A 21,744-nucleotide genomic window follows, 5' to 3' on the forward strand; every position below is an offset into this window, starting at 1 on the left:
CCGGGACGGCAGAAATTACGGTGCCGGGTTTACCAGAATCTGGCCGATTGAACCACGATCGGCAAGCTCCAGCGTCTGGCTCAGGTACTGGAACGGGAAGTGCGGCCAGGAGGGCTGGTTATAATAGACCAAAAGTTCAACCTGCCCATCGATCCATACGGTATCCTTCCAGCCGCGATCTTCCGGGAACGGCGCAGAGCCGTTAACGTTGCGCACCTGGAACATGACGCCTTCAATATGGAACGACTGCGGCCGGTCGGCGCGTACCGTCCAGCGCTCCCAGGTTCCCTGCTGCGCCGTAATATCGATGCGCTGCGGATCCCACAGCTGGCCGTTAATCCCAGGGTCGTCACCGAGGGTAATATCCCGGCTGCGAATCGGCGCGCCGGCCAGAATCTCCGTTGGCAACAGGCGCACCGGCAGGCTGTCGGTCACCAGCGGCAGCAGGCCCGTCGGACGCAAAGTCAGAACAAGCGTAGAGATCAGGATGCTCGACGGTTCGAAGAAGCCGCGAATACGATCGACTATGCTTGCCGCTTCCCCGCAGGTTATCGACACCTCGTCGCCGTTGGTCATATCGACCAGAATTTCTCGCCGCTCGCCCGGCGCCAGCGACAGCTGCTTTAGCGAAACCGGTGCCGGAAGCAGCCCCTGATCGCCGGAGATCACGTGCAGCAATCGACCGTCGCTCATCTGCAGCTGATAGCGGCGGGAGTTTGAAGCGTTAAGCAAGCGCAGGCGTACCCAGCCGCGCGAGACTTCAACAAAAGGCCCCTGAACGCCGTTCACCAGCAGCGTATCGCCAACAAAGCCGCCGCTACCGGGCTCGCTGTATTCAGGCGTACCGAAGTTATCCAGACGTTTGTCCTGAATAATCACCGGGAAATCATCCACACCGTAGTGGTTGGGGATCGGTAGATTCTTGCTGATCTCGTCTTCCACCAGCCACATTCCGGCAAGGCCGTTATATACCTGTTTCGCCATACGGTTGGGCGTGTTGGCCTGATACCATAATGTCGCCGCGCTTTGACGGATAGGCAGCACCGGCGCCCAGTCGGCGTTGGCGGACATCATCCGCGCCGCGCCGCCAATCAGCGGACCGGGAACCTGCAGACCACGGATAGTCATCGCAACGTTTTCGGCCAGGCGGTTGCTGTAGATGAGCTTCACGTCGTCGCCGTTCCAGACGCGAATGGTTGGCCCCATATAGCGGCCGTTAATCCCCCATACCGATGCGCGGGTTCCCTGCGTAAACGACCAGTGCGCACGCTGTAGGGTCAAAAACAGCGGCTGCCCACGACGGGACTCCAGCAGAGGAGGGATTGGCAGCGCAGGCTGCTGGCCAGCGGCCTGAACCTTCAGCGGCGCGGCGCCCGCGCATAGCGCTACGCCTGAAGCCTTAATGAACTGACGCCGACTGAGTGACATATTAACTCCATGAGATACTGACTAATCAACAAGGGAATTCGTTTCCCGCCAGCAATACGCGCGCTGTTCGCGGCGCTTCCTGTGTTATTTCTTTTCGGCCGCTTCGCGCTCGGCAACTTCTTTGTCCAGCTCGGCAATTTTAGCGGACATCAGCTCGCGACAGTGCGTCGCCAGCGCACGAACGCCCTCTTTCCCGTACTGGCTGGTGTCTACCGGCGGCAGCATTTCTACAATCACCAGACCGTTGTTCAGGCGATTAAGATTAATTTTATTCGATGTATTAGACACGCACACCGGAATAATTGGTACGCCAGCCGCAATTGCCGCATGAAAAGCACCGGTTTTGAAAGGCAGCAAACCGCGGCCCCGGCTGCGGGTTCCTTCCGGAAACATCCAAAAAGAGATTTTGCGCTTATTAAACGCGTTTACGACTTCTGCGATGGTGCCGTGCGCTTTTGCCCGATTGTTGCGGTCAATCAGCAGGTTACCCGTCAACCAGTAGAGCTGGCCAAAAAAGGGGATCCACGCAAGGCTCTTTTTACCCACGGTAACGGTGGGCGGCTGGACGATGTTCGAGGCCGTCACCATATCATAGTTATTCTGGTGGTTAGCAATGTAGATAGCGTTGCCGTAGTTTTCCGCATCCGCAGGCTTACGCAGCTCGACTTTCAGGCCGAACACCGGCGCCAGTTTGCCAAAAAGGTGTCCGAAGGTGGCGACGTGCTTAGGATTACGTGGACTGAACAGACAATAGATACAGCCGAAGATGCAGACCAGAATACAGTAGATGACAACGATAATTACTCGAAAAATAAATAGCATAGCTACCTCTAAAACCCAAACCGCTTAGAATTATACCCGTCATACTTCAAGTTGCATGCGCGTTGTCTTTGTTAATCGCAATGCCTGAATAAACAACGTTTTTGCGGTGAATATTAACCTCCCCCGCCTGACAGCGAGGGAGGTCCATCTTACTCTTCGCTGTCGCCCGCAGAGGCGCGACGCGGCGAATCAATCTCTACCCGGTCAATTTTCTGCAAGCCGCGCATCAGAGAACCGCGGCGACCGCGCTCTCCGGTAACTTTTTGCAGCTCTTCCGGGCGTAGTTTGATTTTCCGCTTGCCGACATGAATGGTCAGCGTACTTTGCGGAGGCAGGACAAACAGATGCGCCAGGCCATCCTGGCCAGAAGCCGCTTCCGCCGATGGAATATTGATAATCTTATTGCCTTTCCCTTTCGATAGCTGCGGCAGATCGCTAACCGGGAACATCAGCATACGCCCGGCGGCGGTAATGGCCAGCAGCATATCTGACTCGTCCTCAATCACCAGCGGCGGCATCACGTGTGCGTTATCCGGAAGACTGATCAGCGTCTTACCGGCGCGGTTGCGCGCGACCAGATCGTTGAAAGTACAAATAAATCCGTAGCCCGCGTCGGAGGCCAGCAGCAGTTTTTGATCGTCTGCTTCCATCAGCATATGTTCAACCGTCGCGCCCGGCGGCAGCGTCAGCTTACCGGTAAGCGGTTCGCCCTGTCCGCGCGCGGACGGCAGAGTAATCGGGTCTATCGCATAGCTGCGCCCGGTGGTGTCAATAAAGACCACCGGCTGATTGCTCTTCCCTTTGACCGCCGCTTTAAAACTATCGCCTGCTTTATAGTTCAGCCCCGGCGCGTCGATATCATGGCCTTTGGCGCTACGCACCCAGCCGCTCTGTGAAAGAACGATGGTAACCGGCTCGGACGGCAGCATATCGTGCTCGCTCATCGCTTTCGCTTCTTCGCGCTCGCGCAGCGGCGAACGGCGGTCGTCGCCAAAAGCATCGGCATCGGCCTGCAGCTCTTTCTTCAGCAGGTTATTCATCTTGCGTTCAGAGGCCAGGATAGCCTGCAGATGGTCACGTTCTTTTTCCAGCTCGTCCTGTTCACCGCGAATCTTCATCTCTTCCAGTCTGGCGAGATGGCGCAGTTTTAACTCCAGAATCGCTTCCGCCTGGGTTTCACTGATGCCAAAACGCGACATCAGAGCCGGTTTAGGCTCATCTTCATGGCGAATGATTTCAATAACTTCATCGATATTCAGGAACGCCACCAGCAGGCCTTCAAGAATATGCAGACGCTTAAGGACTTTTTCCAGACGATAGTTAAGACGGCGACGCACGGTATCGCGGCGGAAAGTCAGCCATTCAGTGAGGATTTCGAGCAGGTTTTTAACCGCCGGACGATTATCGAGCCCGATCATATTCAGGTTGATTCGATAGCTCTTTTCCAGATCGGTCGTCGCGAACAGGTGGTTCATCACCTGTTCCATATCGACGCGGTTAGAGCGCGGGACGATCACCAGGCGGGTCGGGTTCTCGTGATCCGACTCGTCGCGCAGGTCATCAACCATCGGCAGCTTTTTATTGCGCATCTGGGCGGCGATCTGCTCCAGTACGCGAGCGCCGGAAACCTGATGCGGCAACGCGCTAATCACCACCGCGCCGTCTTCTTTCGTCCATACCGCGCGCATACGCACCGAGCCGCGGCCATTCTGGTAGATTTTACGGATCTCGGCGCGGGGAGTGATAATTTCCGCTTCGGTCGGGTAATCCGGCCCCTGGACGATATCCAGCAGATCGTCCAGCGACGTTTGTGGTTTCTCGATCAGGGTGATAGCCGCCCGGGCCACTTCGCGCAGGTTGTGCGGCGGAATATCCGTCGCCATCCCGACGGCAATACCGGTGGTGCCGTTGAGCAGAATATTCGGCAGGCGGGCAGGCAGCATCTTCGGCTCCTGCATGGTGCCATCGAAGTTTGGTACCCAGTCCACGGTGCCTTGTCCCAGTTCGCTCAGCAGCAGCTCCGCATACTTCGACAAACGGGATTCGGTATAACGCATCGCGGCGAAAGATTTAGGATCGTCAGGCGCCCCCCAGTTCCCCTGGCCATCGACCAGCGGATAGCGGTAGGAGAATGGCTGGGCCATCAGTACCATCGCTTCATAGCACGCGCTGTCGCCGTGCGGATGATATTTCCCCAACACGTCGCCGACGGTACGGGCGGACTTTTTGAACTTCGCGCTGGCGTTCAGCCCCAGTTCCGACATCGCATAGACGATGCGACGCTGGACCGGCTTCAGGCCATCGCCAATAAACGGCAGCGCCCTGTCCATGATGACGTACATGGAGTAGTTCAGGTAAGCGTTTTCCGTAAATTCATGCAGCGCAAGGCGCTCTGCCATATCGCTCATTAATCGTGAATCCTCAATCTGCGTACCGGCCGTTCGGACGGCAAAACTACCGGCGATAATAACCTATCTAACGCCCTGAGTCACAGGGCGTTAGGCCGGTTGAGGAATTCCGTGAGCATCCTTCAGTTATGGCTGAAGGTGAATCGCAAATTAGGGGGTGATTTTACGAATCTGTTTTACGTCGATTTCCACTGAGTTCCAGTCTTTATCGACCTCCCCCTGAATCTCTACCGTATCCTGCGGGGTTACGGTCACGCCGTTCCAGCGCTTGTGATCGATATCCACGTTCACGATGCCGGAGCTGTCCTGGAATTTGTAGAGATCGTCGGAAATCCGCTCCACGATTTTACCACGCAGGGTCACCCAGGTATCGTCACGCAGGGTTTTCGCATTCGCAACCGTTGTTACGCTACCGTTAGGGCCAATAAACCCGCCGTTTTGCGTGGTCGTCTGGCTGGTTTGCGTGGAGCCTGGGCCGGAAAATCCGCCCTGCTCGGCGGCCAGGACCGGCATAGAAACTAAGGCGATGATAGCGGTCATTGCGGCGATTTTCTTCATGATGTGTTCTCCCTTTGTGTTTGTATCGTCACTATTACACCGGGCAAAACTTAACAACTTCTTAAGCGGTAAAAATAAATTTTATTACTGTACAGCACGCGCCGCAACGCGCTTTACTGCTGGCATAGGCGGGGGACACAGGAGCAGAAGAATGCGCATTTTACTGGTGGAAGACGACAAACTGATCGGTGACGGTATTAAAACCGGGCTGGCTAAACTAGGCTTCAGCGTCGACTGGTTTACCCGCGGCGAGGAAGGAAAAGCCGCGCTGTACAATGCCCCCTATGATGCCGTTATTCTGGATCTGACCCTCCCCGGTATCGATGGGCTGGACATTTTGCGCGAATGGCGCGACAAAGGCCGCCATGAACCAGTACTGATCCTCACCGCCCGCGACGCGCTCAGCCAGCGCGTTGAAGGACTACGGCTCGGCGCCGATGATTATCTCTGCAAACCTTTCGCGTTGATTGAGGTCGCCGCCCGTCTGGAAGCGCTGATGCGCCGCGCCCACGGTCAGAGCAGCAGCGAACTGCGGCACGGCAATGTCGTTCTCGATCCTGGCCGGCTCACTACCACACTGAACGGCGAAAACTTACCGCTCAAGCCCAGGGAGTTCGCCCTGCTGGAGCTGCTGATGCGCAACGCCGGGCGGGTACTGCCGCGCAAGCTGATTGAAGAAAAGCTCTATAACTGGGACGACGATGTCTCCAGCAATGCGATAGAAGTGCACGTCCATCATCTGCGCCGTAAGCTCGGCAGCGGTTTCATTCGTACCGTACATGGTATCGGCTATACCCTGGGGGATGCATGAAACGTCAAGGCAGATTGAGCCTGCGCGTCCGCCTGACGCTCTTTTTCCTGCTGCTGACCAGCGCCGCCTGGGGCATAGCCAGTTTTATTGCCTGGCAGCAAACCACCGACAAGCTGGATAAGCTATTCGATACCCAACAGCTGCTGTTCGCCCGCCGCCTTAGCGCAATGAATTTTGACGAGCTTCATACTCTCGCTCCGCAGGTACGGGCGAAGAAAAAGGTCAAGCACGGCCATCTCGACGACGACGCGCTGGCGTTCGCCATCTTCACCACCGACGGCAAAATGGTGCTTAACGATGGTGAAAATGGCCAGGATATCCTGTGGGGCAACCATCGGGAGGGGTTCAGCGACGGCTATCTGCGCGGAGATGACGACGAGTGGCGTTTCCTGTGGCTGACCACCCGCGACGGCCGCCATCGAATCGTCGTCGGCCAGGAGTGGGATTACCGCCGTGAGATGGCGCTTGATATCGTTACCTCCCAGCTCACCCCCTGGCTGGCCGCGCTCCCGCTGATGTTTTTGCTGCTTATCGTGCTGTTAAGCCGCGAGCTGGCGCCGCTGAAAAAGCTCGCCAACACGCTGCGCGCCCGGGCGCCAGACTCGGCCGAAACGCTAAATAACGACAACGTGCCCAATGAAGTCCGTCCGCTGGTCGACGCGCTAAATCAGCTTTTTACCCGGACGCACAATGCCATGATCCGCGAGCGTCGCTTCACGTCCGATGCCGCCCACGAGCTACGTAGCCCGCTGGCGGCGCTGAAGGTGCAGACTGAAGTCGCCCAGCTATCGTTAGACGATCCGCAAGGGCTGGATAAGGCGCTGGAACAGCTTCATCAGGGTATCGACCGTGCAACCCGTCTGGTCGATCAGCTACTTACCCTGTCGCGACTGGACTCTCTGGCCCAGTTGGATGATGTCCAGACTATCGCCCTTACTGACCTGCTACAGTCGGCGGTGATGGAGATGTATCACCCTGCCCGGCAGGCCGGCGTTGAGCTACGCCTGCACCTGAACGCGGATAACATCACGCGCATCGGCCAGCCGCTGCTGCTGAGTCTGCTGGTACGCAATCTGTTAGATAACGCCGTACGCTATAGCGCTGCCGGAAGTCAGGTCGATATCACCCTTGAAGCTCATGAATTTCGCGTGCGCGACAACGGCCCGGGCATCAGCGCCGAAGCCCTGGCGCGTATCGGCGAGCGCTTTTATCGGCCGCCCGGACAGGAGCAACCCGGCAGCGGCCTTGGGTTATCTATCGTCAAACGTATCGCCGCGCTGCACGGAATGACGGCCAGCTTCGGTAACGCCCGGGACGGCGGATTCGAAGCGCGCATTCGCTGGTAGCGCCTATTATTGCTAAAAAAGCAAAAGACTTTGCACATTTTGCTCATTTTACCGTTCTGCCCATCGGGGTAAAATTAACCACAAAATTGAAAAGTTGAGGATAAAAAATGAGCAACATTCTGATTATCAACGGTGCGAAAAAATTCGCCCACTCCAACGGCCAGCTGAACGACACCCTGACCGAGGTCGCGGATGGTTATCTGCGCGACGCCGGACATGATGTTAAGATCGTCCGCGCCGAAAGCGAATACGATGTCAAAGAAGAAGTGCAGAATTTTCTCTGGGCTGACGTGGTTATCTGGCAGATGCCGGGGTGGTGGATGGGTGCGCCGTGGACGGTGAAAAAGTACATCGATGACGTCTTCACCGAAGGTCACGGCTCTCTGTATGCCAGCGATGGTCGTACTCGCTCCGATGCCAGTAAGAAATATGGTTCCGGCGGCCTGATTCAGGGCAAAAAATATATGCTGTCTCTGACCTGGAACGCGCCGATGGAGGCCTTCACCGATAAAGAGCAGTTTTTCCACGGCGCCGGCGTCGATGGCGTTTACCTGCCGTTCCATAAAGCCAATCAGTTTCTTGGGATGACCGCCCTGCCTACCTTCATCGCCAACGATGTGATCAAAATGCCTGATGTTCCACGTTATATGGCAGAATATCGCAAGCATCTGGCGGAAATTTTTGGTTAACTGTATTGAGTTATGAAAAGACGACAAGCGCGGCTCACATAGCGGCGGCTTGAAGTATGATGAGAATATACAGAAGGAGTTGAGTTAACCATGTTGACAGTGATCGCTGAAATTCGCACTCGTCCGGGCCAACATCATCGTCAGGCGGTGCTGGATCAGTTCGCAAAAATTACCCCGACCGTACTCCAGGAAGAGGGTTGCCACGGCTACGCGCCGCTGGTAGATCACGCCGCTGGCGTCAGTTTTCAGACCACCTCACCGGATTCCATCGTGATGGTCGAGCAGTGGGAAAGCGTCGCGCATCTTGAGGCGCACCTGCAAACTCCGCACATGAAAGCCTACGGCGAAGCTGTTAAAGGCGACGTGCTGGAAATGAACATTCGTATCCTAGAATCAGGAATTTAAGCGAGCCAAATCAATCGGCCGGTTTCCCGGCCGATTTTTTATCATTATCCATCCAGCTCGGCCAGATCGCCCTTCTCCTGCAGCCAGTTGCGCCGATCTTCGGAACGCTTCTTCGCTAACAGCATATCCATCATCGCGTTCGTCTGCTGCTCATCTTCATCGTTGATAATCAGCTGTACCAGACGGCGGGTATTCGGATCCAGAGTAGTCTCGCGCAGCTGCATCGGGTTCATCTCACCCAGACCTTTAAAGCGCTGTACGTTAGGCTTACCTTTCTTACGTTTAAGCTGCTCCAGAACGCCGGTTTTCTCTTCTTCCGTAAGCGCGTAGTAAACCTCTTTACCGAGGTCGATACGGTACAGAGGCGGCAGCGCCACGTACACGTGGCCGTGTTTGACCAGATTACGGAAGTGTCTGACAAATAGCGCGCACAACAGCGTAGCGATGTGCAGACCATCGGAGTCAGCATCCGCCAGAATACAAATCTTACCGTAGCGCAGCTGGCTCAGGTCATCGCTATCCGGATCGATGCCGATGGCGACCGAAATATCATGCACTTCCTGGGACGCCAGCACTTCATCGGAAGAGACTTCCCAGGTGTTAAGGATTTTACCTTTCAGCGGCATGATCGCCTGATATTCGCGATCCCGCGCCTGCTTGGCAGAACCGCCTGCTGAATCCCCTTCGACGAGGAACAGTTCAGTTCGGTTCAAATCCTGGGCGGTGCAGTCCGCCAGCTTGCCGGGCAGCGCAGGGCCGCTGGTGAGCTTTTTGCGCACCACTTTTTTCGCCGCGCGCAGGCGACGCTGGGCGCTGGAAATCGCCATTTCCGCCAGCAGCTCTGCCGACTGAACGTTCTGGTTTAACCACAGGCTGAACGCATCTTTAACCACCCCGGAAACAAACGCGGCGCACTGGCGTGAAGAGAGACGCTCTTTAGTCTGCCCGGCAAACTGCGGATCCTGCATCTTCACGGAAAGCACGTAGGCGCAGCGCTCCCAGATATCTTCCGCCGACAGCTTCACGCCGCGCGGCAAAATATTGCGGTATTCACAGAACTCGCGCATCGCGTCCAGCAGCCCCTGACGCAGGCCGTTAACGTGGGTTCCGCCCTGCATGGTGGGGATCAGGTTAACGTAGCTTTCCGTCAGCAGCTCACCGCCCTCCGGCAGCCACAACAGCGCCCAGTCGACCGCTTCGGTATCGCCGGAGAAATTGCCGACGAAGGGTTTTTCCGGCAGCAGCGGCAACCCGTTAACCGCTTCGCTGAGATAGTCGTTCAGACCATCGGCGTAGCACCAGCGCTGCTCGCTATCGTTGACCAGATCGCGGAAAACAATTTCTACGCCCGGGCAAAGAACGGCCTTGGCTTTTAATAAATGCGAAAGACGCGAGACGGAAAAACGCGGGCTATCAAAGAAGCTTTCATCCGGCCAGAAGTGCACGCTGGTACCGGTATTGCGCTTACCGCAGGTGCCGGTGACGTGGAGATCTTCTACTTTATCGCCGTTTTCAAAGGCGATGCTATAGACCTGGCCGTCGCGGCGCACGTTGACTTCGACGCGCTTCGACAGGGCATTGACCACGGAAATCCCCACCCCATGCAGACCGCCGGAGAACTGATAGTTCTTGTTGGAGAATTTCCCCCCCGCGTGCAGGCGGCAAAGAATCAGCTCAACTGCCGGTACCCCTTCTTCAGGATGGATATCCACCGGCATTCCGCGTCCATCGTCGATAACTTCCAGCGACTGATCGGCATGGAGAATGACCTCCACCCGCTTCGCGTGACCGGCCAGGGCCTCATCCACGCTGTTATCAATAACTTCCTGACCAAGATGGTTTGGTCGTGTGGTATCCGTGTACATTCCCGGACGGCGGCGAACCGGCTCTAGCCCGGTGAGTACCTCAATGGCATCAGCGTTATATGAAGATTGCGTCATGGTGTGTATTCGTAGGTCGTTCCGAACCGCTTAGCGCAGGCCCAGAAAATCGATAATCTGAGTGAAATGATCTTCAAAGCCAACAAATGCGTGATTACCGCCCTCCTCTACCGTTTGTCGGCAGGAGGCGAAATAATCAACGGCCTGGCGGTAATCAAGCACTTCATCACCCGTTTGCTGCAATAACCAGATTAAATCCGGCGCTTCCAGCGGGTCAATTTGCATGACTTTGAGATCGTAAATATGGCGAGACTCTAGCACATATTGCTGCCCCGTGTATGGATTCTCATTAGGGCCAAGAAAATTGTTCAATAGCTCAAACGGGCGCACCGCAGGGTTCACTACCACTGCGGGCAGCATAAAACACTGGGATAGCCAGGTGGCGTAATATCCTCCCAACGAAGACCCGACAACGCCCAGCGGCTCTCCGCCACGCTCCAGCACGATAGCCTCCAGATATTCTGCCGCTTGCGCGGGATAAACCGGGAGCTCTGGTATCACCATAGAGATTTCGGGATAAGTCTGCGCCAGCCACTCTTTTAGCGCCGTCGCTTTTGCCGACCGCGGCGAGCTGTTAAAACCATGCAGATAAAGAAGCGTAGACATCAGTATCCTTCTGAAGCGATATCCGGGTGAAATTTCACGCCTTCAAGGCGGCAAACTTCAGTGGTCAATGTACCGTCAGGATGCAGCTCCAGCCAGCGCCAGCCGGGAGAAACGGTATCCAGCGTGAAATTAGCGCAGTGCGGCTTAAACTGGACGCAGGTAGATGGCGTTGCCATCATGCGCCGTCCGTTCCAGTCAAGGTCAAGCTCCTGATGAATATGGCCGCACAGCAGATGCTTAACGCGGGGAAAGGCGGCCAGCGCGCAATCAAGCTCTCCGGCATTGCGCAGGCTATGCTGATCCAGCCAGCTACAGCCAGACGGTAGAGGATGATGATGCAACAGCAGCAGCGTATAGCGCTCCGGGACTTCCGCCAGCTTCTGCTCAAGCCATTCCAGCTGGAATTCGCTCAGCTCACCGTGCGGAACGCCGAATACCTGGCTATCCATCAGTAATATTTGCCAATGGTCGCCCAGCAGAACGCGTTTAGCGGGGGAAATGCCTGACTCCTGCAGCGTGCTGTACATCGCCGGTTGAAAATCATGATTGCCCGGTAGCCAGACGCAGGGTGCAGCAAAACTCGCGATGCCTTCAGCAAAGTGCTGATAGGCCGCGGTAGAGTGATCTTGCGCCAAATCGCCGGTGGCAACAATCAGGTCGCATTCTCGCTGTGAAGCGTGGATAGCATCCAGTACAGCCTGATAGCTTTCCCAGGTATTGATGCCTAACAGCGTTTCGTGTTTTTCAGCAAACAGGTGAGTATCGGTAATTTGTAATATCCTGACTCTGGCCTCACCAGCCAAAGGTAGGTTTAACAGGCTTTCCAAATGGTGTCCTTAGGTTTCACGACGCTAACAAACCGGAATCGCCATCGCTCCATGTGCTAAACAGTATCGCAGCCAATCGGCCAAAAACTGGTTAATTTGATGCTTTTCGTCGCGTTGATGCAACTTTTTATTAGGATAATCATACCGCGCTTTGAAGCGAAAGATCTGCTGACTTGAACACACTTCAGCGACCATTGCATCGTGATAGAGCCGGACGGTCATCGACGGCAGGCTCCAGTAACTCACCGACGGGGCAGTCTGTTCAATCGTCACCAATGTAGTGTAGCGGGTCGACTCAACGATGGTTAATCGGTATTGCGCGTTGCCCACCTGGTAACTCACCTTTTCTCCCGCCTCATCCGTTCGCGGCAGCAGGCGGCGCAGCTGGGCAAAGTTCGTTTCACACAGGCGCATCATTTCAGGGAAGTCAGGTGTATAACGCTTCATTTTGTCCACTCATTGCGTAAATTGTGATAATGCAGCTGCAGCCATTGCAGCGCGATGACAGAGGCTGCGTTGTCGATTTTCCCCTCTTCTACCCACTGGTAAGCCTGTTCACGGCTGACCACATGAACGCGAATATCCTCATTTTCGTCGGCCAGTCCATGAATTCCTTTTGCCGTCGTTGCATCGACCTCCCCCACCATAATAGACAACCTTTCGCTGGTACCGCCGGGGCTGGCCAGGTAGCTCAGAACCGGTTTAACCCGGCCAACCTCAAGCCCGGCTTCTTCTACTGCTTCACGACGGGCGACATCTTCGGGAGACTCCCCTTCCTCAATCATTCCGGCGACCATTTCGAGCAGCCACGGGCTCGGGCTGGTATCATACGCCGCAATACGGATCTGCTCGACGAGCACAACTTCATCACGTATCGGGTCAAAGGGTAGCAGGACTGCGGCGTGCCCACGCTCAAAAATTTCGCGGGTCACTTCACCGCTCATGCCGCCGTTAAACAAGCGATGGCGAAAACGATATAAATCGAGCGAAAAAAAACCACGATAAAGCTTTTCGCGTGCAATAATTTCTACATCGTTTTTAGAGAAGGTAATCCCCTGCTGATTGACGTCGCTCATTTCGATATCCTGTAGAACATGAAGTTATGAATTTATAGGCGGTGTGGCTACCGTTTTATGGCTTGTATGCTAGATTGGTGCAAATTACCGCCCCATGGCACATAACGCCAACTTTTTACGGTAACAGACTCTATACAATCAGTGATTATTTTTAGAATTTGAGTAGCGCTAAATGCTTCACAACAAGGAATGCAAATGAAGAAACTCTTTCCCATCCTTATCGGCCTGGGCCTGACTGGCTTCAGCGCCATGAGCCAGGCAGAAAACCTGCTACAGGTTTATCAGCAGGCGCGTATCAGCAACCCTGATCTGCGTAAATCAGCAGCCGATCGTGATGCCGCATTCGAGAAGATCAACGAAGCGCGTAGCCCATTACTGCCACAGCTCGGTCTGGGTGCTGATTATACCTATACCAGCGGCTTTCGTGATTACAAAGACCAGAATTCCAATGTTACCAGCGGCTCGCTGCAGTTAACGCAGGTTCTGTTCGATATGTCGAAGTGGCGCTCGCTGACGCTGCAGGAAAAAACGGCCGGTATCCAGGACGTCACTTACCAGACTGACCAGCAAACGCTAATTCTGAACACCGCAACCGCTTACTTTAAAGTGCTGGCCGCTATCGATACGCTCTCCTATACCGAAGCGCAGAAACAGGCTATTTACCGCCAGTTAGATCAGACAACCCAGCGCTTTAACGTTGGTCTGGTTGCCATCACCGACGTGCAGAACGCCCGTTCACAATATGATGCCGTGCTGGCGAATGAAGTTACCGCGCGCAACGACCTCGACAACGCGGTTGAAGAGCTGCGTCAGGTGACCGGCAACTACTATCCGGAGCTGGCCTCTCTAAACGTTGATGGTTTTAAAACCAACAAGCCGTCAGCCGTTAACGCGCTGCTGAAAGAAGCGGAAAACCGCAACCTGTCGCTGCTGCAGGCCCGTCTGAGCCAGGACCTGGCGCGCGAGCAAATTCGCCAGGCGCAGGATGGTCATCTGCCGACGCTAAATTTGAACGCTTCCAGTGGCGTCTCTAATAACCGCTACAGCGGCTCAAAGAGCATTTCACAGGATGCTGACGTCGGGCAGAATAAAATCGGCCTGAGCTTCTCCCTGCCGCTGTATCAGGGCGGGATGGTTAACTCGCAGGTTAAACAAGCTCAGTACAACTTTGTGGGCGCCAGCGAACAGCTGGAAAGCGCACATCGTAGCGTCGTACAGACCGTTCGTTCATCTTTTAACAACGTCAACGCGTCTATCAGCAGTATCAACGCCTACAAACAGGCCGTGGTTTCCGCGCAAAGTTCATTAGATGCGATGGAAGCCGGTTATTCGGTGGGTACCCGTACCATCGTTGATGTGCTGGATGCGACCACGACGCTGTATAACGCCAAACAGCAGCTCTCCAACGCACGTTATAACTACCTGATCAACGAACTGAACATCAAATCTGCTCTCGGCACGCTGAATGAGCAGGATCTGGTAGCGCTGAATAATACGCTGGGCAAACCTATCCCGACTTCGCCGGATAGCGTAGCGCCAGAGAATCCGCAACAGGACGCCAGCGCAGACGGTTATAGCAATACCGCCGCGGCAAAACCGGCATCCGTACGCAGCACTAGCGGCAGCAATCCGTTCCGTCAGTAATCAGCTTACGTAGTCCACGCTTCGCTTATCCGCCCGGGTAAGCGAAGCGTTAAACGTAAGGCAACGTAAAGATCTCCCGCTTTCCGCCCCTATTCGCTTCATTTTCCACCACTCATCCTCTATCCTGAGCGTTAACAAAACGCATACCACTGGGTCCAGGAAAGACAATCATGAAACGGACAAAAAATATCAATCACGCCTCCTTTCGCAAAAGCTGGAGCGCGCGCCATTTAACTCCCGTTGCGCTTGCCGTCACGGCGGTATTTATGCTGGCCGGTTGTGAACAAAGCGATGAGACGGTTTCTCTGTATCAAAACGCCGATGACTGCTCTGCCGCCAATCCGAGCAAATCAGCTGAGTGCACCACTGCCTATAACAACGCACTCAAAGAAGCAGAACGTACCGCACCGAAATATGCCACGCGTGAAGATTGCGTAGCCGAATTTGGTGAAGGTCAGTGTCAGCAGACGCCGGCTCAGGCAGGCATGGCTCCGGAAAATCAGGCCCAGGCGCAAAGCAGCGGTAGCTTCTGGATGCCGCTGATGGCCGGCTACATGATGGGTCGCATGATGGGCGGCGGAATGGGCGCCCAGCAGCCGCTGTTCAGTTCAAAAAATCCGGCCAGCCCGGCCTATGGTAAATATACCGACGCTGGTGGTAAGAGCTACGGCGCAGCGCAGCCGGGCCGTACCATGAACGTGCCGAAAACCGCGATGGCGCCAAAACCGGCGACCACCAGCACCGTGACGCGCGGCGGATTCGGTGATTCGGTCGCGAAACAATCCACCATGCAGCGCAGCTCTGCGAGCTCCTCTTCTTCACGCTCGATGGGCGGCTAAGCAACATGGAAAGAATCAGCATTACCGAGCGTCCGGACTGGCGGGAAAAAGCGACAGAGTATGGCTTTAACTTTCACACCATGTACGGTGAACCGTACTGGAGCGAAGAAGCCTATTACAAACTGACGCTGGCGCAGGTTGAGAAGCTCGAAGACGTCACTGCCGAGCTGCATCAGATGTGTCTGCAGGCGGTTGAGAAAGTCATCGCCAGCGACGATTTAATGGCCAAATTTCGTATTCCCAAACATACCTGGGGGTTCGTGCGCCAGTCCTGGAAAACCAACCAGCCATCGCTGTACTCGCGTCTCGATCTCGCATGGGACGGCGTGGGAGAACCAAAACTGCTGGAAAATAACGCCGATACGCCGACGTCTCTCTATGAAGCGGCCTTTTTCCAGTGGCTCTGGATGGAAGATCAGCTGAACGCCGGTCAGCTGCCTGCGGGCAGCGATCAGTTCAATAGCCTGCAGGAGAAGCTGATCGATCGCTTCGGCGAGCTGCGCGAACAGTTTGGCTTCCAGCTGCTGCATATGGCCTGCTGCCGCGACACCGTTGAAGATCGCGGTACCGTGCAATATTTGCAGGATTGTGCAGCAGAAGCGGGCGTGGCAACCGAGTTCCTGTACATCGAAGATATCGGCCTTGGCGAAAAAGGTCAGTTTACCGATCTGCAGGATCAGGTGATTGGTAATCTGTTCAAGCTCTATCCGTGGGAGTACATGCTGCGGGAGGTTTTCTCTACCAAGCTGGAAGATGCTGGCGTGCGCTGGCTGGAACCGGCCTGGAAGAGCATAATCTCCAACAAAGCGCTACTGCCGCTGCTGTGGGAGATGTTCCCGAACCATCCGAATCTGCTGGCCGCTTACTTCAGCGAAGATGCGCACCCGGAGATGGAAAAATACGTTATCAAACCCATCTTCTCCCGCGAAGGGGCTAACATCTCTATTGTCGAAAACGGCAAAGTGCTGGAGGCGGTGGAGGGTCCGTACGGTGAAGAAGGTACTATCGTACAGGAGTTCTATCCGTTGCCGAAGTTTGGTGACAGCTACACCCTTATCGGCAGCTGGCTGATTAACGACCAGCCTGCGGGAATCGGTATTCGTGAAGACCGGGCGATGATAACCCAGGATCTGTCGCGTTTTTATCCGCACATTTTCGTCGAGTAACATCTAACCCCGGCAGTATCCTTTACGGCCGGGGTTTAACTATTTTCAGGCGCCAATCACCACCGACAGCATGCTCAACGACCCCATTTCTATTCCTTCCACCGGAATAGTTATCGGTTCTTCACCATCCCAGGCCCCCAGCACGTACAGCAACGGCAGGAAGTGATCGGCCGTCGGGTTAGACAGTGCTCCACCTTCATGCGACAGGTAATTCACCAGCGGATGCTCAGCCACGGGGCCTTTCCAGTTCATATTCGCTTTCACGTATTCATTAAACGACTCAGCCCAGGGATATGGCGTATTCTCACCGTGCCAGCGCGCGGTACGCAGGTTATGCACTACGTTGCCGCTTGCGACCAGCATAATCCCTTCATCACGCAGCTGAGCCAGCTTACGCCCCATTTCGAAGTGCCATGCCGCGGGTTTAGTACTGTCGATACTCAGCTGCACCATCGGAATATCGGCGTCGGGATACATTTTAATCAATACGCCCCACGAGCCGTGGTCAAAGCCCCAGGCTTCTTTATCCAGCGTCACCGGCACCGGCGCCAGCAGCTCAACCAAACGCCTGGCCAGTTCTGGTGAACCCGGCGCCGGATAGTGGGTATCGTATAGCGCCTGCGGAAACCCGCCAAAATCATGAATCGTTTTCGGCGCTTCCATCGCGGTGACTCCGGTACCGCGTGTGAACCAGTGCGCGGATATCACCACAATGGCTTTAGGCCGTGGCAGAGTCTCGCCCAGATGCCGCCAGGCGCGAGTATAGATGTTATCTTCCAGCACGTTCATCGGACTACCGTGACCTAGAAACAGCGCGGGCATACGGGTAAGGGACATAGTGATATCCTTTATTAAGAGTGTTTATGCATTTACATTACGCTCTTTCCATTCAGGTTAAACTCAGATAAGAATGATGATGATCGTCAGAAAATTTGAATGTAAGGGGCGGTAAAGAGTGAATCTCCTCTCTCGCGGTCATCAACTAATAGAGATATCATTAATGAGAATCATTTTCACAAAGAGGTAAGTGATGTCATCCCCCATAATTTTGACCCTGCTGGCAGGGAGTGCCACCTTTATTGGGGCCATTTTTGGCGTTATCGGGCAAAAACCCTCGAACCGCTTGTTGGGGTTCTCTCTGGGCTTCGCCGCCGGGATCATGTTGCTGATTTCATTAATGGAGATGCTGCCGGCTGCGCTGGCAACCGAAGGAATGTCGCCTTTACTCGGCTATGGCATGTTTATCATCGGTCTTCTGGGCTATTTTGCCCTTGACCGCATGTTGCCTCACGCGCATCCGCAGGATCTGATGACGCCAGGTATTTCCCGCCCGCGTAACCTGAAACGTACGGCGATACTGCTGACATTAGGCATCAGTCTGCATAACTTCCCCGAAGGCATTGCGACCTTCGTGACGGCCAGCAATAACCTGGAGCTGGGGATGGGGGTTGCCTTAGCCGTTGCTTTACATAATATCCCGGAAGGGCTGGCGGTAGCCGGACCGGTATATGCCGCCACGGGGTCCAGGAGTAAAGCGGTGTTCTGGGCGGGACTCTCCGGCCTGGCGGAAATCTTCGGCGGCGTGCTGGCGTGGCTGATCCTTGGTAGTTTGGTCTCTCCGGTGCTGATGGCAGCAATCATGGCAACGGTCGCCGGTATTATGATTGCGCTGTCTATAGATGAGCTTATGCCGCTGGCAAAAGAGCTCGATCCACAAAGCAACCCAAGCTACGGCGTGCTGTGCGGGATGTCGGTAATGGGATTAAGCCTCGTTGTTTTACAAACGGTTGGAATTGGCTAAAGGTAAAAACAACAAGGCCCACATGACGTGGGCCTTGTTAAGCAGATAAGCCAGATTAGCTCGCTTTACGCTCGTGTTCACGACGATAAGCCACTAAATCTTCAATCGTGACCACTTCCATATTGTGCTGTTTAGCAAATTCAATGCACTGCGGCGCCCGCGCCATAGTACCATCGTCGTTGGTCAGCTCGCACAGTACGCCTGCCGGTTTGAGACCAGCCAGCGTAACCAGGTCGATGGTTGCTTCGGTATGGCCACCACGGGTCAGAACGCCGCCCGGCTGCGCGCGCAGTGGGAAAACGTGGCCAGGACGGTTCAGATCTGACGGCTTCGCGCCATCGGCAATTGCCGCGCGAACGGTGGTAACGCGGTCAGCGGCGGAAACGCCGGTGGTCACGCCTTCGGCGGCTTCGATGGTCACGGTAAAACCGGTACCGTAGGCGCTGGTGTTGTTCTCAACCATCATTGGCAGGTCGAGCTGCTTACGACGATCTTCCGTCAGGCACAGGCAAACAATGCCGCTGCCGTGGCGAATGGTCAGCGCCATCTGCTCAACGGTCATAGTTTCGGCGGCGAAAATCATATCGCCTTCATTTTCACGATCTTCATCGTCAAGCACCATCACACCGCGGCCTTCGCGCAGTGCATCTAAAGCACGTTCCACACGTTCAAAAGCGGTACCAAAAGAGGAAAGTAGCGTCTGATTCATGGTAATAAAACCTCATTAATTGTATGGTTACCAGAATCAGGGCAGTCTTAGGAGTGCCGGTTTAGCGGCAAAAGTCAACGCAAGCGGGCGGAAACCCGACTGAGCCGTTACTCTCTCCCATCCGGACTCTAACCGTCGGCCCCGGAATTACACCGGATCTGCTGACCTTTCTGCATTAACAGAAAGCGCTCGCGGGCTTTCAACGCTATGGTTGATTTACCGCCGGTGGGGAATTTCGCCCCGCCCTGAGAATAAGCAAAGTCACTATAACGCTATTGACTATCGTCGGCAATGCATAAGCTTCAAACATTTATGGTTTATAGGCACCGACGATCGCACTACAATGAGCAGATAACCGACCAGAGCAGGAACTCACCATGATTGACCCGAAAAAAATTGAACAAATCGCCCGTCAGGTTCATGAATCAATGCCGAAAGGGCTCCGCGATCTGGGGGAAGACGTAGAGAAAAAAATTCGTCAGGTGCTCCAGTCGCAGTTAACTCGCCTGGACCTGGTGAGTCGAGAAGAGTTCGATGTACAGACGCAAGTGCTGCTGCGCACTCGCGAAAAACTGGCGCTTCTGGAACAGCGTCTGAGCGAGCTGGAAAGCCGCTCGGCGATCGCGCCGGTGGCTCCAGACGCCGAAGAAAAGCAGTAAAAACAAGCAACGGGCCGTAAGGCCCGTTGTCGTATTAGCGCTGCGATATGTATATTAGTGCTCCAGCTCCGCTTCTGGTGTTGTGACTTTATTTGCCTGCCGGCGATAAAGTTCATATCGTTGACAAAACCACTCACGATGTTCTTCATCCATATTTCCTACAATGGCCTGAAGATCGACTGGCTGACCTTGTGCGTTCATTCTGGCGAAACTCTGAGCCAGAAAATCAAAATTCTTCATCAAATACATATCGTTATTCTTCATACGCATACTCCTTCAGCCGTTGATGTTCTGATTGGTCATATGCTTTTTACTAGCTTCAGTATTTATTATTACCTTAGCTTTTTTTGTACGAAAAATGCGCCTAAAAGGATGCTTTATTGAGCAAAATCATTTATGCCGTCATTAAATAAAAGAGGCCCACGATTATGCGACCGCGGGCCTCTTTTGTACTACTTTGCAGCATTAACGCCGGTTACGCTTCATTTGGCAGGGCAATTCCGGATACACAGTCGCTAACGCCTGAAGCGAAAACATTACTGCTCGCTATCTTTTTGGATCTTCTTGATGATGTTGGTTGTCGAACAGCCATCTTCGAAGTTAAGCACCAGCACCTCGCCGCCGTTTGCCCACACCTCTTCGCTACCGGCAATCTGTTCCGGCTTATAGTCGCCACCTTTTACCAGCAGATCCGGCAGAATCCCGGCGATCAGGCGCTGCGGGGTATCCTCTTCAAAAGAAACCACCCAGTCAACGGCTTCCAGCGCGCCCAGCACGATCATCCGCTGCTCCAGCGGGTTGACCGGACGAGTCTCGCCTTTCAGACGCTTAGTTGAAGCATCGCTGTTCACCGCAACAATCAGTCGATCGCCCAGCTTACGCGCGTTCGCCAGATAAGAAACATGGCCCGCATGCAAAATGTCGAACACGCCATTGGTCATCACTACTTTCTCGCCGCGCTTGCGCGCCGCGGCTACCGCCTGCTTCAGCTCTTCTTCGCTCATCACGCCAAAACCGGTCTCAGAGCGCCCGCGTACCGCGTTCTCCAGTTCGATAGGTGAAACGGTTGAGGTTCCGAGTTTACCGACCACCACGCCAGCCGCCGCGTTGGCAAAGTAGCAGGCTTCTTCCAGCGTATTGCCGGACGCCAGCGTCGCCGCCAGCACGCCAATAACCGTATCGCCTGCGCCGGTAACGTCATAAACCTCCTGCGCCTGAGTAGGCATATGCAGCGGCGGCTTGCCCGGCTGCAGCAGCGTCATGCCCTGCTCGGAGCGGGTCACCAGCAGCGCGGACAGTTCAAAATCGGCGATGATTTTCATCCCGCGCTCAACGATCTCTTCTTCATCCTTACACTTGCCCGCTACCGCCTCGAACTCGGAGAGGTTTGGCGTCAACAGAGTCGCGCCACGATAGCGTTCAAAATCCGTGCCTTTCGGGTCGATAAGCACCGGAACGCCCGCATCGCGAGCCAGCTTGATCATGGTCTGAACGCTGGTCAGCGCGCCCTTGGCGTAATCAGACAGCACCAGCGCGCCGATGGAACTCAGCGCCTGCTGAATACGCTCGTGCATCGGCTGCGGGTCGACGCCAGAGAAACCCTCTTCAAAATCGAGGCGAATCAGCTGCTGGTTGCGCGACAGTACGCGCAGTTTGGTAATCGTCGGATGCGTCGGGACGGATACGAAGTCACACTTCACATTGACGTCAGCCAGCGCTTTACTCAGCGCACGGGCAGCATCGTCAATCCCGGTCAGGCCAACCAGGCGAGAGGTCGCACCGAGTGAAGCGATGTTCATCGCCACGTTCGCTGCACCGCCAGGGCGTTCTTCGATATTTTCTACCTTCACCACCGGCACCGGCGCTTCCGGCGAAATACGGCTGGTGGGGCCATACCAGTAGCGGTCAAGCATCACATCGCCAACCACCAACACTCCTGCTCGTTCAAACTCTGGCAGCGTTACTTTCATTACTTTCTCCTGCGAGACGCAAACTTTGCGCGCGATAATA

General features: G+C 55.0%; 22 protein-coding genes and 1 riboswitch. Of the genes, 9 read left to right on the forward strand and 13 right to left on the reverse strand.

The features are described from left to right. Positions 1 to 15 precede the first annotated feature (15 nt). From ftsP to GJ746_RS21840, 4 genes are all read right to left on the reverse strand, one after another. Positions 16 to 1,428, reverse strand: a complete 1,413-nt coding sequence (gene ftsP / locus GJ746_RS21825; protein WP_154682069.1) for a cell division protein FtsP — start codon at positions 1,426 to 1,428, stop codon at positions 16 to 18. Positions 1,429 to 1,512: 84 nt separating this feature from the next. Next, entirely contained in the window at positions 1,513 to 2,250 is a 738-nt protein-coding gene (plsC, locus tag GJ746_RS21830) for a 1-acylglycerol-3-phosphate O-acyltransferase (protein ID WP_154682070.1), read from the reverse strand. Positions 2,251 to 2,399: 149 nt separating this feature from the next. After that, on the reverse strand, positions 2,400 to 4,658 hold the full coding sequence (gene parC, locus GJ746_RS21835) for a DNA topoisomerase IV subunit A (protein WP_154682071.1): 2,259 nt from the start codon (positions 4,656 to 4,658) through the stop codon (positions 2,400 to 2,402). Between the two features lie 150 nt (positions 4,659 to 4,808). Further along, entirely contained in the window at positions 4,809 to 5,216 is a 408-nt protein-coding gene (locus GJ746_RS21840) for a YgiW/YdeI family stress tolerance OB fold protein (protein WP_154682072.1), read from the reverse strand. Positions 5,217 to 5,367: 151 nt separating this feature from the next. Between GJ746_RS21840 and qseB the strand changes: the two genes are divergently transcribed. The 4 genes from qseB (at position 5,368) to GJ746_RS21860 (ending at position 8,467) form a co-directional block, all read left to right on the forward strand. Beyond that, positions 5,368 to 6,027, forward strand: a complete 660-nt coding sequence (qseB, locus tag GJ746_RS21845) for a quorum sensing response regulator transcription factor QseB (protein WP_154682073.1) — start codon at positions 5,368 to 5,370, stop codon at positions 6,025 to 6,027. Then, entirely contained in the window at positions 6,024 to 7,373 is a 1,350-nt protein-coding gene (gene qseC, locus GJ746_RS21850; protein ID WP_154682074.1) for a quorum sensing histidine kinase QseC, read from the forward strand. The genes qseB and qseC overlap by 4 nt, the downstream gene beginning before the upstream one ends. Positions 7,374 to 7,480: 107 nt before the next feature. Then, positions 7,481 to 8,062 carry an NAD(P)H-dependent oxidoreductase gene (locus tag GJ746_RS21855; RefSeq protein ID WP_154682075.1) on the forward strand — a complete coding sequence of 194 codons (582 nt, stop codon included), beginning with the start codon at positions 7,481 to 7,483 and terminating at the stop codon, positions 8,060 to 8,062. Positions 8,063 to 8,152: 90 nt separating this feature from the next. Next, the gene (locus GJ746_RS21860) at positions 8,153 to 8,467 is read left to right on the forward strand and encodes a putative quinol monooxygenase (RefSeq protein WP_004105848.1); all 315 of its coding nucleotides are present in this window, start codon (positions 8,153 to 8,155) and stop codon (positions 8,465 to 8,467) included. Between the two features lie 44 nt (positions 8,468 to 8,511). Here the strand turns inward: GJ746_RS21860 and parE are convergent, their stop codons facing one another. From parE to nudF, 5 genes are read right to left on the reverse strand one after another with little or no spacing between them, the layout of a single operon-like run. Further along, complete coding sequence (gene parE, locus GJ746_RS21865) at positions 8,512 to 10,407, reverse strand: DNA topoisomerase IV subunit B (protein ID WP_154682076.1); 1,896 nt, start codon at positions 10,405 to 10,407, stop codon at positions 8,512 to 8,514. A gap of 30 nt (positions 10,408 to 10,437) precedes the next feature. Then, on the reverse strand, positions 10,438 to 11,013 hold the full coding sequence (gene yqiA, locus GJ746_RS21870; RefSeq protein ID WP_154682077.1) for an esterase YqiA: 576 nt from the start codon (positions 11,011 to 11,013) through the stop codon (positions 10,438 to 10,440). Then, positions 11,013 to 11,840 (reverse strand): 3',5'-cyclic-AMP phosphodiesterase, encoded by an 828-nt coding sequence (cpdA, locus tag GJ746_RS21875; RefSeq protein WP_154682078.1) that lies wholly within the window; start codon positions 11,838 to 11,840, stop codon positions 11,013 to 11,015. The genes yqiA and cpdA overlap by 1 nt, the downstream gene beginning before the upstream one ends. Positions 11,841 to 11,864: 24 nt before the next feature. After that, on the reverse strand, positions 11,865 to 12,287 hold the full coding sequence (locus GJ746_RS21880; RefSeq protein WP_154682079.1) for a DUF1249 family protein: 423 nt from the start codon (positions 12,285 to 12,287) through the stop codon (positions 11,865 to 11,867). Further along, entirely contained in the window at positions 12,284 to 12,916 is a 633-nt protein-coding gene (gene nudF / locus GJ746_RS21885; RefSeq protein ID WP_154682080.1) for an ADP-ribose diphosphatase, read from the reverse strand. Before nudF ends, GJ746_RS21880 begins: the two co-directional genes overlap by 4 nt. A 195-nt stretch (positions 12,917 to 13,111) precedes the next feature. Between nudF and tolC the strand changes: the two genes are divergently transcribed. The 3 genes from tolC (at position 13,112) to GJ746_RS21900 (ending at position 16,565) form a co-directional block, all read left to right on the forward strand. Then, entirely contained in the window at positions 13,112 to 14,560 is a 1,449-nt protein-coding gene (tolC, locus tag GJ746_RS21890; RefSeq protein WP_154682081.1) for an outer membrane channel protein TolC, read from the forward strand. 170 nt (positions 14,561 to 14,730) lie between these two features. Then, complete coding sequence (locus GJ746_RS21895) at positions 14,731 to 15,399, forward strand: DUF1190 family protein (protein ID WP_142466770.1); 669 nt, start codon at positions 14,731 to 14,733, stop codon at positions 15,397 to 15,399. A gap of 5 nt (positions 15,400 to 15,404) precedes the next feature. After that, positions 15,405 to 16,565, forward strand: a complete 1,161-nt coding sequence (locus GJ746_RS21900) for a glutathionylspermidine synthase family protein (protein ID WP_154682082.1) — start codon at positions 15,405 to 15,407, stop codon at positions 16,563 to 16,565. A 45-nt stretch (positions 16,566 to 16,610) separates the two neighbouring features. Here GJ746_RS21900 and ygiD read toward each other — a convergent pair whose 3' ends face one another. Then, entirely contained in the window at positions 16,611 to 17,402 is a 792-nt protein-coding gene (gene ygiD / locus GJ746_RS21905) for a 4,5-DOPA dioxygenase extradiol (RefSeq protein ID WP_154682083.1), read from the reverse strand. Between the two features lie 193 nt (positions 17,403 to 17,595). On the opposite strand from ygiD, the gene zupT reads away from it, so the two are divergent. After that, positions 17,596 to 18,366, forward strand: coding sequence for a zinc transporter ZupT (zupT, locus tag GJ746_RS21910; protein ID WP_154682084.1), 771 nt, complete (start codon positions 17,596 to 17,598; stop codon positions 18,364 to 18,366). Between the two features lie 55 nt (positions 18,367 to 18,421). Here zupT and ribB read toward each other — a convergent pair whose 3' ends face one another. Beyond that, complete coding sequence (gene ribB / locus GJ746_RS21915) at positions 18,422 to 19,075, reverse strand: 3,4-dihydroxy-2-butanone-4-phosphate synthase (protein ID WP_154682085.1); 654 nt, start codon at positions 19,073 to 19,075, stop codon at positions 18,422 to 18,424. 105 nt (positions 19,076 to 19,180) lie between these two features. Next, positions 19,181 to 19,332: riboswitch (FMN riboswitch) on the reverse strand. A 120-nt stretch (positions 19,333 to 19,452) separates the two neighbouring features. Between ribB and ubiK the strand changes: the two genes are divergently transcribed. Then, positions 19,453 to 19,734, forward strand: a complete 282-nt coding sequence (gene ubiK / locus GJ746_RS21920) for a ubiquinone biosynthesis accessory factor UbiK (RefSeq protein ID WP_154682086.1) — start codon at positions 19,453 to 19,455, stop codon at positions 19,732 to 19,734. A gap of 54 nt (positions 19,735 to 19,788) precedes the next feature. On the opposite strand, the gene glgS is transcribed toward ubiK, so the two are convergent. Beyond that, positions 19,789 to 19,998, reverse strand: coding sequence for a cell surface composition regulator GlgS (gene glgS, locus GJ746_RS21925; protein ID WP_154682087.1), 210 nt, complete (start codon positions 19,996 to 19,998; stop codon positions 19,789 to 19,791). 272 nt (positions 19,999 to 20,270) lie between these two features. Beyond that, complete coding sequence (gene hldE, locus GJ746_RS21930; RefSeq protein ID WP_154682088.1) at positions 20,271 to 21,704, reverse strand: bifunctional D-glycero-beta-D-manno-heptose-7-phosphate kinase/D-glycero-beta-D-manno-heptose 1-phosphate adenylyltransferase HldE; 1,434 nt, start codon at positions 21,702 to 21,704, stop codon at positions 20,271 to 20,273. Positions 21,705 to 21,744 lie beyond the last annotated feature (40 nt).

This window comes from Klebsiella oxytoca (assembly GCF_009707385.1).
GTDB classification, from domain to species: domain Bacteria; phylum Pseudomonadota; class Gammaproteobacteria; order Enterobacterales; family Enterobacteriaceae; genus Klebsiella; species Klebsiella oxytoca_C.

Bases quoted from the DNA above. Each gene is read 5' to 3' on its own strand.
- ftsP (WP_154682069.1), bottom strand. From the start codon at position 1,428: ATGTCACTCAGTCGGCGTCAGTTCATTAAGGCTTCAGGCGTAGCGCTA.
- plsC (WP_154682070.1), bottom strand. From the start codon at position 2,250: ATGCTATTTATTTTTCGAGTAATTATCGTTGTCATCTACTGTATTCTG.
- parC (WP_154682071.1), bottom strand. From the start codon at position 4,658: ATGAGCGATATGGCAGAGCGCCTTGCGCTGCATGAATTTACGGAAAAC.
- GJ746_RS21840 (WP_154682072.1), bottom strand. From the start codon at position 5,216: ATGAAGAAAATCGCCGCAATGACCGCTATCATCGCCTTAGTTTCTATG.
- qseB (WP_154682073.1), top strand. From the start codon at position 5,368: ATGCGCATTTTACTGGTGGAAGACGACAAACTGATCGGTGACGGTATT.
- qseC (WP_154682074.1), top strand. From the start codon at position 6,024: ATGAAACGTCAAGGCAGATTGAGCCTGCGCGTCCGCCTGACGCTCTTT.
- GJ746_RS21855 (WP_154682075.1), top strand. From the start codon at position 7,481: ATGAGCAACATTCTGATTATCAACGGTGCGAAAAAATTCGCCCACTCC.
- GJ746_RS21860 (WP_004105848.1), top strand. From the start codon at position 8,153: ATGTTGACAGTGATCGCTGAAATTCGCACTCGTCCGGGCCAACATCAT.
- parE (WP_154682076.1), bottom strand. From the start codon at position 10,407: ATGACGCAATCTTCATATAACGCTGATGCCATTGAGGTACTCACCGGG.
- yqiA (WP_154682077.1), bottom strand. From the start codon at position 11,013: ATGTCTACGCTTCTTTATCTGCATGGTTTTAACAGCTCGCCGCGGTCG.
- GJ746_RS21880 (WP_154682079.1), bottom strand. From the start codon at position 12,287: ATGAAGCGTTATACACCTGACTTCCCTGAAATGATGCGCCTGTGTGAA.
- nudF (WP_154682080.1), bottom strand. From the start codon at position 12,916: ATGAGCGACGTCAATCAGCAGGGGATTACCTTCTCTAAAAACGATGTA.
- tolC (WP_154682081.1), top strand. From the start codon at position 13,112: ATGAAGAAACTCTTTCCCATCCTTATCGGCCTGGGCCTGACTGGCTTC.
- GJ746_RS21895 (WP_142466770.1), top strand. From the start codon at position 14,731: ATGAAACGGACAAAAAATATCAATCACGCCTCCTTTCGCAAAAGCTGG.
- GJ746_RS21900 (WP_154682082.1), top strand. From the start codon at position 15,405: ATGGAAAGAATCAGCATTACCGAGCGTCCGGACTGGCGGGAAAAAGCG.
- ygiD (WP_154682083.1), bottom strand. From the start codon at position 17,402: ATGTCCCTTACCCGTATGCCCGCGCTGTTTCTAGGTCACGGTAGTCCG.
- zupT (WP_154682084.1), top strand. From the start codon at position 17,596: ATGTCATCCCCCATAATTTTGACCCTGCTGGCAGGGAGTGCCACCTTT.
- ribB (WP_154682085.1), bottom strand. From the start codon at position 19,075: ATGAATCAGACGCTACTTTCCTCTTTTGGTACCGCTTTTGAACGTGTG.
- ubiK (WP_154682086.1), top strand. From the start codon at position 19,453: ATGATTGACCCGAAAAAAATTGAACAAATCGCCCGTCAGGTTCATGAA.
- glgS (WP_154682087.1), bottom strand. From the start codon at position 19,998: ATGAAGAATAACGATATGTATTTGATGAAGAATTTTGATTTTCTGGCT.
- hldE (WP_154682088.1), bottom strand. From the start codon at position 21,704: ATGAAAGTAACGCTGCCAGAGTTTGAACGAGCAGGAGTGTTGGTGGTT.